The organism is Rummeliibacillus sp. POC4 (assembly GCF_003576525.1).
Taxonomy (GTDB): Bacteria; Bacillota; Bacilli; order Bacillales_A; family Planococcaceae; genus Rummeliibacillus.
The window spans coordinates 1-10,616 of the sequence record NZ_QWUA01000098.1 but is presented as its reverse complement, the minus strand read 5'-3'; the positions used below and the strand labels follow the sequence as shown (position 1 = coordinate 10,616).

Here is a 10,616-nt window from a genome sequence, read left to right as displayed (position 1 = left end):
TTAGTGAGGGGCTTTTTCTTTTTATCCGCTACTCAATCTATCCTTTAAAACTTTTTCTCTCATCCACCGTATTTATTCTATTACACTTAAGAAGGCAAAATGAGATGTTATTATTCGTGGGGATAGGTTTTCATGAGTTTATGCTTGCACAAATATTTATAAACTAAAAAATCCCGACACACTAATTTGCGCCGGGATTGTTATGATTATATTTATTAAGCTTTAACAGTAAGTTCTTTTAAACGTTTTGCTGCAGCTTTTACTTCTTCTAAACCATTTGCAATAATTTCTTGAGCTTTAGCAGGCATTGCATTGTGACCTTCGATAATTACTTCATCGATGATTTGCATACCAAATACGCCGCCAAATACGTTACGCATGTAGTTTACACACATTTCCATTGGTGCTGTTTCTGGAGTTGAGTAAATACCACCACGAGCATTTAAGAAAATTGCTTTTTTCTCTGGCATTAAGCTTACTAAATTACCGTTTTCACCATATTTAAATGCAAAACCTGCAGCATAAACATAATCGACAAATGTGTGTAATTTAGCTGGAATTGTTCCGTTCCATAATGGGAATGCGAATACGACAACATCAGCAGCAGAAATTGCATCCATTGCTTTTTGTTTTGCAGCTAGTGTACGTTTTTGTAGATCAGATAACTCTTCACCATTTTGTAATTTACCAAACGCTTCAAGAAGGTCTTGTCCAAAGTATGGAGTATCTTCTTCATAAACATCATATACAGAAACGTTAAGGTCAGATCCTTTAATCTCTTCCATAAATGTTTCATACATTTTACTAGAAATAGCTTGATCAGCTGGACGATTATTTGCTTTTACTACTAATACATTAGTCATTAAATATATCTCTCGCTTTCAATTGGTTTTAAATGAATATCTCTAATTCGAGATAAATTCATTTTAAAAGAAAACACATTCTAAGTCAATGAACGTGTTCTCATACTTTTGACTGATTCTATAATTCACATTTACCATCTGTGCAAATTCCAGTACCATCTTGCCCCATCATTTTCAAGCTTGGTCGTAAACCTGCTTCTTTAGCAACTTGCCGAACTGCTTTTTCAAAGACCTCTCCTGGTTGTGCGCCAGATATTGCGTATTTGTTATCAAATACAAAGAAAGGAACACCACGAACACCTAACTCAGATGCTTTTTGAATATCAGATAGGACATCATCTGCAAATGAGCCATCATTAAGTACATCTTCAATTGCTTGACGTTCTAAACCAACTTCTACCCCTAAATCCACTAATTCTTCCGTTAATCCTATTTCTTTATTTTCATTGAAATAAGCTTTTAAAAGTCTCTCGCTCATCTCTGCCCCTTTTCCTACAGAGTCAGCATATTTGGCTAGTCGATGAGCTTTAAATGTATTAGCAGGTTTCATATTTTCATAATGATAATCCAATCCAAGCGATGCTGCACGTGCAATAATCCCCTCTGATTGTACTTTCATCTGTTCAACTGTTGTACCGTATTTTTTTGCTAATGCTTCATAGACTCCTATCTCCGATGTTGCTGGTGAATCAGGACTTAGTTGATAACTTTTTAACTCTACTTCAACTTGATCTTTATAGCCTGTTTTTTCTAATGCATTCTCTAATTCTCTTTTACCAATATAACAAAATGGACATACATAATCTGACCATATCTCAATTTTCATGTTCCTTCACCTCTTCAATCTATTGTATAGGGGTTATTATATATTCTGCAATTTTCCTGCCCATGTATAATAATCCACAAATTTCACATAATATAAATAAAAAATAAGTAGGAGATTTTATGACCACCTCTATTTGGTTACAAAACATGCAAACGACTATAAATTCATCCCTTCAGGAATCTTTACAAACCGATGTGTGTATTATCGGTGGAGGCCTAAGTGGCATAATGACAGCCTATCATTTAGCCAAAGCTGGAAAGTCCGTCGTTTTACTTGAAGGTAATTCTTTTCTTAGTGGCGCCACCGGTCACTCTACAGGAAAACTGACCGCACAACACGGCCTTGTATATCAAACGATTATTGAAAAATTCGGATTGGATGCTGCTCAACTCTATTATGAACTTAACCAAAAAGCTATAACTGCTGCACTAGATTTAGTAGATTCTTCTATTATTAAACCTGCTACTTCTTTCTTATACACTACTGAAAGCAATAATATTAAGAAGATTGAAGATGAATGGGATGCTTATAAACTGTTACACATACCAGGTACATTCGGTGAGAAATGTGAAATCCCATATTCATCTAAAGCTTCTGTCTCTATGCTAGAGCAAGCGCAAATACATCCCGTTCGATTTGGCCAGAGTATTATGGATATGGCTGGTAAAGCTGGGGCCAAGTTTTTTGAACATTCTCGTGTAGCACACATTAATCTGTCAAAACCATATGTTGAATTAGAAAATAAGCAAACTGTTTATTGTAAGGATTTAGTAATTTGTTCTCATTATCCTTTGGAAGCTATTGTTGGCTTGCAATTAGTGAAACTAAAAGTGAATCGGTCTTATATAATTGCTTTTAAATGTTCAGAGCCTTATAAAGGACAATATCTCTCAATCGATCAAGTGGGTCGGTCAATTCGTACAGTTAAGATAGATAACGATTACTATACTTTGCTTGCAGGTTCTTCACAAAGAGCTGGTTCTTCGTCAAATACGAATATATATTATGAAGCTATTGAAAATGAAGCTTTTGAGAAATTTTCTGCTGATGAAATAGATTTTAAATGGTCTGCACAAGACCCTGAAACGCCTGACCTCCTTCCTTATGTAGGGCAGATTAGTTCGGGTTATCCTAATATTTGGCTCGCTACAGGTTTTAGAAAATGGGGCATATCTAATTCTATTGTTGCCGGCCAAATAATCAGTGATGGATTATTAGGGCAATCTAATGATGGGATTAAGCTTTATTCACCGAAACATACGAAAATTGGAGATACACTCATGCAAGCACTAAAAGTAGGTGGACAAACAGTAGTCGATTTAGTTGGAGGATATATGACAAGAAGCTCAAATCCAAGATGCACACATTTAGGTTGTAAAACACGATGGAACGAAGCAGACGAAACATGGGATTGTCCTTGTCATGGTTCAAGATTTTCAAAAGACGGTTCGGTCTTAGAAGGACCTGCTGTAAAACCACTAGATCTCTAGATTTTCTATCAATTCCAAATAACTACTTGTAAAAAAATTTGGTGATGACAAAAAAGGCTATCCACACTTGATGGATAGCCTTTTTTCGATTGAGGAATACTATTTTAAAGCTTCTGTTAACGCTGGGACAATTTGTTTTTTACGTGATACAACGCCTTTTAATACGACGCGATTGTTTTCTAAAGATGCTCCAAATGCTGGTGCAGCTTTATCTGCTACTTTACCAACAGGTACTGCTACTGAATCATTATTTAAAATATCAGTAACAACGAAGAAGAATAAATCTAATCCTTTTTCTTCAACTTCTTTGTTAAGTAAAGCTTCAAGTTCAGCTTGACGGTCTAATACATCATTGACATCTACAGCATTAACTTGAGCGATTACAACTTTGTTATCTCCCATAGAAAATTCTTTTGCATCTAGAGATAGTAAATCTTCTAATGATTTATCACTTAAATCAGCACCTGCTTTTAGCATAGCTAAACCGTATTCTTCTGCGTTGACACCTGCTTTTTCAGCAAGTTCTTTAGCAGCTTTTACGTCTTGAGATGTGCAAGTTGGTGATTTGAATAATAATGTATCAGAAATAATAGCTGAAAGCATTAAGCCAGCATATTTTGCTGGAATTTCAACATCATTTTCTTTAAACATTTTATTTAAAATAGTTGCTGTACATCCTACAGGTTCAGCACGGTAGTACAATGGATCAGCTGTTTCAAAGTTGGCAATACGGTGGTGATCGATTACTTCTGTAATTTGTACTTCTGTAATATCATCTGCAGATTGTTGACGTTCATTGTGGTCAACTAGGATTACTTGAGAAGCTTCAGGAGCTACTTTTGCTACGAAGCGAGGTGCTTCAAATCCAAATTTTTCTAAAGCATAAGCAGTTTCGTTGTTTGGTTCGCCTAAACGAACAGCTTCAGCTTCTACTCCAATTTGTTGTTTTAAGTAAGCGTATACTAATGCAGATGTAATTGTATCAGTATCAGGGTTTTTATGTCCGAAAACAAGGATTTTACTCATGATTATTCCTCCTAAAAATTATATACAAATTCCGATATTATTTTATCACATCTGTTAACGAAAAAGAATGAAAGTTCCTTCTATCACGATAACATCATAAAGTATGAAAAATGATTCTTTAATATTATTTTCGCAAATTACTTATTAGTAAGAAACTTTTATATGACAAATCAGTGTCATTCATTTCCAACCTATGTTAATATTTTTATATAATTTATCAAAAATAAAGTGGGGTAAATATGGATAATAAGATAGAAAAGAAATACATACCATTAGCTTCTTATTTTGAAGCAGCAACAGAAGATAAGCTTACTTTGACCTTCTCTGAAATTGAAACCATTATGGGTCAACCTCTTCCAAATGCCTCTTATTTAAATAAAAGTTGGTGGAAGAAAACAAAGCCCCCATTGAAGCATTTTATTGCTTGGACCGAACTTGGTTACAGTGTAACAGACGTAAAACTAGGCTATTATGTAACCTTTGAAAAAACTACTATAAACCAAATTGCAGCAACGATTGAAAAAAAATCTGCCAATCAATCTACATACATTATTCGTCCAATTGACTTCGATGACGCACGTGAAGTAATAGGATTATACCAACAATTATTTGCCGAAACAGATTACTTAGAATATGGACAAAACGAATTTAATATTTCTGTACAAGGTTTTCGTAAATTGATTGCTCAATGGAAAAGCGATAACTCTAGCATCATACTAATAGCTATTATTGATGGAGAAATTGGCGGTGTTATTTCTATTATGGGCAACACTGTACTAAGAACAAAACATCGTGCTTCTATAAAAATGGGCGTGCTAGAAAAATTCGCACATAAAGGAATTGGCACTTCACTTATAAGTGAAGCTGAAAAATGGGCACATTCAAAAAATATTACTCGTTTAGAATTATCCGTTTTCAAAACTAACCAAAAAGCTATTTCATTATATAAAAAATTTGGATTTACAATTGAAGGGGAAAGAAAAAAATCAATTAAAATAAACTCAAGTTACATAGACGAACTCTATATGAGTAAAATTTTTGACTAATACATCAAAAAAATAATCATGCAATATTAATCTTGCATGATTATTTTTTGTTTAACTGTATATTTTTCTAGAACTTTTTGATTGATTGAATAACCTATCCCTACCCCTTCAGGAACTTCTATTAATCCATTCTTAACAACTACTTCAGGATATATAATATCCTCTTCCCAATAATGACTTGACCCTAAAGTATCGCCAGGTAATGTAAAATTAGATAGTGTCGCTAATGCAATAGCATGTGCACGTCCTACGCCAGCCTCAAGCATGCCTCCACACCACACCTTGATATTGTTGTCCTCACATAGGTTTTGAATTTTCTTAGCTTCTGTTAGACCACCTACACGAGCATATTTAATATTAATCACTCTACAACTGCCTAATTCAATTGCTGTTTTTGCATCATCATATGAACAAATACTTTCATCTAGACAAATAGGTGTTTGAATTTGTTTCTGTAGTTTTGCATGTTGCAATAGATCATCTGCAGCCAATGGTTGTTCAATCATTAATAAGTTGTATTTGTCTAAGGACTTTAATAATGGGATATCATTTAATGTATAGCATGAATTAGCGTCTGCCATTAATGGGATGTCTGGATATCGTTTACGAATGGAACTAATAAGGTCCAGATCTAATCCTGGCTTAATCTTAACCTTAATCCTTTTACAACCTTCTCTTATTGCATGATCAATTTTCTCATAGAGTTGTTCAGTTGTTGGTTGAATGCCAATGCTAACCCCAACTTCTATTGAATCCCGTTTTCCACCCAGAGCTTTTGCTAAAGAAATATGATTTTGTTTTGCATATAAATCCCAAATAGCAGTCTCAATAGCCGCTTTAGCCATATTGTTACGACGAATACTTGAGAATAATTGTGATACTTCGGATGGATGTCCTATTTCACTTTTTAGAATAATGGGGACTAAGAAATCTTCTAACATATGCCAGCTTGTTTGTAGTGTTTCTTCTGTATACCATGGTGCTTCAAAGGCTACTCCTTCACCAAAACCCACTAAACCTTCCTTATCAAATACTTCTACGATTAAAAATTGTTTTGTTTGAACTGTTCCAAAACTTGTTACAAATGGTGATTTCATACGCATTTTTAGTTGTCGAATGGTCACATGTTCAATCTTCAACGTCACCACTCCTTTTCTAAAACTATTACTGTGGTATCTTCTTTAACTTGGCATATTCGAATGCACACAATACTGTTCGAGTTAAGATTTCTACTCCTGTAATCAGTCGATCACGGTTAAATGTCATATTCGGATGATGTAATCCAGGGGTTAAATTGCATCCTACTCCTAACATTGTCGTTTTAACAGTAGGTCGTTGTTTTGAATAAAAGTGAAAATCTTCTCCACCAGGTGTAAATAAGGGTGGGCTCACATTTTCATGTCCTACTGATTGAATAATAGCATGTTCTAGAATATCTTTTGCTTCCTCATTTACTTGGGCAGCTGCTATATCCATTAAAACTTTTAACACGATTTTTGCATCATATAATTTACAAACTGCATCAACAATTCGCCTTATATCTTTTACTAGTTCTTCCATCCCATCATTTGTCTGAGCTCTTACATCAAGGTTGATAAACGCTTTTCCAGGAATAATATTACCTGATTCCCCACCTGCATGAAACTTCGTTACTTTAACAGAGTATGGAATCATAGTATCTATATGAATCGATTTTAACGCTTCAACCAAACTACTACCAATCTCAATAGCATTTTTTCCTAAATGAGGTCTAGCTGCATGGGCTTCTACACCATATATTTCTGCAGCAATCATCATAGATGCACCATGGTGTAACGCCGGAGAGAATGTACCATCTTCCAATTCTTGAAATGGTCTTAAATGTACGCCAAACAAATAATCCATATCATCTACAAGTCCCTTTTCAACTAAAGAGAGAGCACCTTCCCCCTTTTCTTCGGCAGGTTGGAACAATACTCGTAATGTTCCAGTAAATTGTGGTTTGAGTTTTTTTATCAACAAAAGGACTCCAATAACCATTGTCATATGTGCATCGTGACCACATGAATGATTTGCACGCATTTCTCCATCTACTTCCTGCCATAATGCATCCATATCCGTGCGTAATCCTATGACGGGCTTGCCTTGACCAATCTCAACATATAATCCGGTACTATTAGGAAAAGTATAAACATCATACCCTTCTTGCTTTAAAAGACTTGTGATAAAATCTGTCGTTTTATATTCTTTCCAAGAAATTTCTGGATTTTCATGTAAATGAGCAAATATTTCCGTTAGCCTCGGGGCAATATCCAATATTTCTGTTTTCATCCGTAATCCCATCCTTTAAACTTTTAGTGACAACTGCCAAAAATAATCTCAGTCCTATATAATAAAGAGTATTATTATTATTATTCTTTATCGAAAGAGGGTAACAATATGCAAGAAATTACTGAAGAAGTTTTAAAGTTCCGTGATGACCGTGGGTGGAAAGGTAATCATGATGTAAAAAATTTAGCCATTTCAATTTCTTTAGAAGCAAACGAATTGCTCGAATGTTTTCAATGGACAACTGCTGATGAATCCATTAAAAAGGATAAACAAGCAATTGTTGAAGAGATGGCGGACGTCTTAATATATCTTATTCAAATGGCTGATTGTATGAACGTAGATTTAGAAAAAGCCGTTAAAGATAAGCTGGTTAAAAATTCAATCAAATATCCACTACCTGAACAGATTTCAAAATAGCAAATAAAAACTAAAACAGCTTACCACATTTTAAGTAGTAAGCTGTTTTGTTTGAATCAATCGATAATTTTCATACTTTTATTTAAATGATTGTGCTGCACGTACAGCTTTTTGCCAACCTGTATATAATTCTTGACGTTTATCTTCATCCATTTCAGGAGTGAATTGTTTGTTCAAGTTCCAGTGTTTTGCAATTGCCTCCGTACTTTCCCAGAAGCCTACAGCAAGACCTGCAAGGTAGGCAGCACCTAGAGCTGTCGTTTCGCTCACAGATGGACGTTCTACAGGGACATTAAGTAAATCTGATTGGAACTGCATTAAGAAGTTATTAGCAACTGCTCCACCATCTACTCGTAGTGTTTTTAAAGAAATCCCTGAATCGACTTCCATAGCATCTAATACATCTTTTGTTTGATATGCAAGAGACTCTAATGTAGCACGGATAAAATGTTCTTTTTGTGTACCACGAGTTAAACCAAATACAGCTCCTCGAACATCGCTATCCCAATATGGTGTACCTAATCCAACAAATGCAGGCACAACGTATACACCTTCAGTAGATTCCACTTTTTCCGCATAACGTTCACTTTCTGCAGCAGTTCGGAACATCCGTAAACCATCACGCAACCATTGGATTGCTGAGCCTGCTACAAAAATACTTCCTTCAAGTGCATATGTTACTTTACCATCAACACCCCAAGCAATGGTCGTCAGTAAACCATTTTCAGATTTAACAGCCTTTTCACCTGTATTCATCAGCATGAAGCATCCAGTACCATAAGTGTTTTTAACCATTCCCTTTTCAAAACAAGCTTGGCCAAATAATGCTGCCTGTTGGTCACCTGCAACACCTGCTATTGGAACCTCTTGCCCAAAGAAGTGAACAGCATCCGTTTTACCATAAACTTCTGAAGATGGGTGTACTTCTGGAAGCATTGATGCTGGGACACCTAGAATATCTAGTAATTGTTCATCCCATTTCAAATCATGAATATTGTACATCAATGTACGTGAAGCATTTGTATAATCCGTAACATGTACTTTTCCGCCTGTTAACTTCCAAATTAGCCAAGTATCAATGGTACCAAATAAAAGGTCCCCTTTTTCAGCTTTTTCACGTGCACCTTCTACATTGTCTAAAATCCACTTAACTTTTGTACCAGAGAAATAAGCGTCAATCAGTAGACCCGTTTTTTCTCTAAATAAATCATTATAGCCTTTAGCTTTTAATTCTTCACAAATAGCTGCTGTTTGGCGTGATTGCCATACGATTGCATTATATATAGGTACTCCTGTATTTTTATCCCAAACTACAGTTGTTTCGCGTTGATTTGTAATGCCTATTCCAGCTACTTGGTCAGCGCTTACATTTTTTTCAGAAAGAACTCCAGCAATAACAGATAAAATAGAACTCCAGATTTCTTCAGGATTATGTTCTACCCAACCTGATTTAGGAAAGTACTGTGGAAATTCTTGTTGAGCTGTATGGAAAATGCCTCCTGATTGATCAAACAAAATTGCACGTGAACTAGTTGTACCTTGATCTAAAGCCATTATATATTTTTCCGCCATACCAATACCCCCATCTTATTTATTTTATTTTTTATTTCACTACTTTTTTCACTGTTGCTTGAGCGCCTATAATGATTAGTAAAATAATCACTAGGAATACCCAAAATAGAATACTAGATTTACCTTCAAATATTTGTTGATAGAATAACGCTCCAAACACACCACCGATTATAGGACCTACAATTGGAACCCATGCATAGCTCCATCCAGAATCTCTTTTACCTGGAATCGGTAATATAAAATGAGCAATACGTGGACCTAAGTCACGAGCTGGGTTAATAGCATAACCTGTTGGACCGCCTAGAGCCATCCCAATTACAACAATCAATAAACCTACTACAAAAGGATTTAATCCATCTGTCATATCATTTGTTCCAAGCGCCAAAATACCAAGCACTAATGCAAATGTGCCAATAATTTCAGTAATTAGGTTTGATAATGGATGATTAATCGCTGGCATTGTACTAAACACACCTAGTTTTGCTTCAGGGTCATCAGTTGCGCCCCAATGTGGTAAGTATACAAGATAAACTAATACTGCACCAAGAAAAGCTCCAATCATTTGAGCTACAATATACATTGGTACATCATTCCAAGGAAAATCTCCTATCGTTGCTAGTGCAATTGTTAATGCAGGGTTTAAATGTGCTCCACTAATTCCCCCAACAGCATAGGCGCCCATGGATACTGCGAGACCCCATGCGATTGTAACAACTACCCAACCGCCTCCAAAACCTTTCGATTTGTTTAGGGAAACACTAGCTACAACGCCTCCCCCGAACAAAATTAAAATCATCGTGCCGACTAACTCAGCTGTAAATGTAGACATCCTTATCCTCCTCTATGAATAATGTACTTAATAAAAAATTCGTCTATAAAGATATTTTTCTAATTTTTTAAAGACGAACTCTGAAACTCGAAAACAAAATCTAAACTCAATTGAAATTTTACAAAAAAGCCCACAATCTAGTCAACGCCTTTTTGAAAGCGTTACCATAACTTTTCTCTAGAAATTTTCATTGTTATTGACTTGTCATTAACGTCATTTAGTATTTGGTATGTAAGT

At 35.3% G+C, this 10,616-nt stretch carries 10 protein-coding genes; 3 read left to right on the top strand and 7 right to left on the bottom strand.

Going from position 1 to position 10,616, the window contains the following annotated elements:
- Nucleotides 1–215 precede the first annotated feature (215 nt).
- Both D1606_RS17295 and D1606_RS17290 read right to left on the bottom strand, forming a co-directional pair.
- On the bottom strand, nucleotides 216–863 hold the full coding sequence (locus D1606_RS17295) for an FMN-dependent NADH-azoreductase (RefSeq protein ID WP_119417267.1): 648 nt from the start codon (nucleotides 861–863) through the stop codon (nucleotides 216–218).
- Between the two features lie 118 nt (nucleotides 864–981).
- On the bottom strand, nucleotides 982–1,689 hold the full coding sequence (locus D1606_RS17290; protein WP_119417266.1) for a DsbA family oxidoreductase: 708 nt from the start codon (nucleotides 1,687–1,689) through the stop codon (nucleotides 982–984).
- A 119-nt stretch (nucleotides 1,690–1,808) separates the two neighbouring features.
- On the opposite strand from D1606_RS17290, the gene D1606_RS17285 reads away from it, so the two are divergent.
- Nucleotides 1,809–3,179, top strand: coding sequence for an FAD-dependent oxidoreductase (locus tag D1606_RS17285; protein WP_119417265.1), 1,371 nt, complete (start codon nucleotides 1,809–1,811; stop codon nucleotides 3,177–3,179).
- 99 nt (nucleotides 3,180–3,278) lie between these two features.
- Here the strand turns inward: D1606_RS17285 and D1606_RS17280 are convergent, their stop codons facing one another.
- Nucleotides 3,279–4,205 (bottom strand): manganese-dependent inorganic pyrophosphatase, encoded by a 927-nt coding sequence (locus D1606_RS17280; RefSeq protein ID WP_119417264.1) that lies wholly within the window; start codon nucleotides 4,203–4,205, stop codon nucleotides 3,279–3,281.
- Between the two features lie 239 nt (nucleotides 4,206–4,444).
- On the opposite strand from D1606_RS17280, the gene D1606_RS17275 reads away from it, so the two are divergent.
- Complete coding sequence (locus D1606_RS17275; protein WP_119417263.1) at nucleotides 4,445–5,251, top strand: GNAT family N-acetyltransferase; 807 nt, start codon at nucleotides 4,445–4,447, stop codon at nucleotides 5,249–5,251.
- Nucleotides 5,252–5,277: 26 nt separating this feature from the next.
- Here the strand turns inward: D1606_RS17275 and menC are convergent, their stop codons facing one another.
- Together menC and D1606_RS17265 are read right to left on the bottom strand one after the other, a co-directional pair.
- Nucleotides 5,278–6,390: an o-succinylbenzoate synthase gene (gene menC / locus D1606_RS17270; protein WP_119417262.1), complete on the bottom strand. Its 1,113-nt coding sequence runs from the start codon at nucleotides 6,388–6,390 to the stop codon at nucleotides 5,278–5,280.
- 25 nt (nucleotides 6,391–6,415) lie between these two features.
- Entirely contained in the window at nucleotides 6,416–7,561 is a 1,146-nt protein-coding gene (locus D1606_RS17265; protein ID WP_119417261.1) for a M20 peptidase aminoacylase family protein, read from the bottom strand.
- A 108-nt stretch (nucleotides 7,562–7,669) separates the two neighbouring features.
- Here D1606_RS17265 and D1606_RS17260 point away from each other — a divergent pair, with 108 nt between their 5' ends.
- Nucleotides 7,670–7,978 (top strand): nucleotide pyrophosphohydrolase, encoded by a 309-nt coding sequence (locus tag D1606_RS17260; RefSeq protein ID WP_119417260.1) that lies wholly within the window; start codon nucleotides 7,670–7,672, stop codon nucleotides 7,976–7,978.
- A gap of 78 nt (nucleotides 7,979–8,056) precedes the next feature.
- On the opposite strand, the gene glpK is transcribed toward D1606_RS17260, so the two are convergent.
- A complete protein-coding gene (gene glpK, locus D1606_RS17255) occupies nucleotides 8,057–9,550 on the bottom strand; it encodes a glycerol kinase GlpK (RefSeq protein ID WP_119417259.1) in 1,494 nt (497 codons plus the stop codon).
- 31 nt (nucleotides 9,551–9,581) lie between these two features.
- Entirely contained in the window at nucleotides 9,582–10,379 is a 798-nt protein-coding gene (locus tag D1606_RS17250) for an MIP/aquaporin family protein (RefSeq protein WP_119417258.1), read from the bottom strand.
- Nucleotides 10,380–10,616 lie beyond the last annotated feature (237 nt).